The organism is Bacillus sp. 522_BSPC (genome assembly GCF_001076885.1).
In the GTDB taxonomy this organism is placed as follows: Bacteria; Bacillota; Bacilli; order Bacillales; family Cytobacillaceae; genus Niallia; species Niallia hominis.
Map to the genome: position 1 here is coordinate 1 of NZ_JVDT01000040.1, position 888 is coordinate 888.

Genomic DNA, 888 nt, shown 5'->3' on the forward strand with positions numbered 1-888 from the left:
AAAAAGGGAGCTATAAAAAACTCCCACAAAAACTTGACTCAATCCAATATCTTTATATGAATACTTTTTAAAATAATTGACAGTAATATTATCTAAATAGCTCTCAATATTCTCTTTTGCAACTTCTATACTATACTCTAGATCAAATTCTTCAATACTTGTTTCATCCAGTTTAAATTCATAGTTTAATAAAGCATTCAAATTATAACCTCCATAATACTATGCTTTTATTAAGTTCCTATTCTCACTTACAAAAAGCTGCCATTCTTCCGGTAACTCACTTAAAAGCCCAATCCACTTTTCTTTATCTAAATTAAAAAATTCGTACACAACATTCCCATATTTCCCCTCAGCATTTTTAAATAATTTTAGACGGCCAGCAAAGTTAATGAAAAACCTTTCTTTATCTCCCTTATATTTTAGGCTTGAAAACCTATTCAGAATAAATTCAAAATCATTCCACAACTGTCTTGTTAGTTCAGATATAGCATAAAAATGAGGAATGGAAAAATGGCATCCTCCTAAACAATCCCTGCCCGGATATGGACAATTCGCTTCTCCTATTAAGCATTGAACATCTTTCTGTTTACTAGTCAATTTCATAAATAGTATTTCTTCAAACTTTTGTTGAGTTTCTTGTGAATCCATTTCTAAGATTATATTTTTTACTATTTCTTCATCCTCAGATACAGCCAGTAAAAAACTAGCTACCGACTCAAGTTTAAACACACCTCCGAATGAATCTAGAAGTGAATTGTTCTGTTTTGTTTTTTCAAAAAGTGACGTGGTTTCTCCGAATAAAATATCGGTAAAAGTATCAGCAATAAAACCGAAGTGGTCGTTTCTTGAAAAGAGTTGTGAAGTAAGGAAGTTTATGTCCTCTTCAGT

At 31.1% G+C, this 888-nt stretch carries 1 protein-coding gene and 1 pseudogene; both read right to left on the bottom strand.

Annotation, left to right across the window (positions count from 1 at the left end; genetic code table 11):
• Nucleotides 1-201: hypothetical protein (locus tag ADJ83_RS03605; RefSeq protein WP_048716928.1), on the bottom strand; the 201-nt coding region annotated here is incomplete at its 3' end.
• Between the two features lie 18 nt (nt 202-219).
• Nucleotides 220-888: pseudogene (locus tag ADJ83_RS25455) on the bottom strand (hypothetical protein); the annotation flags it as partial.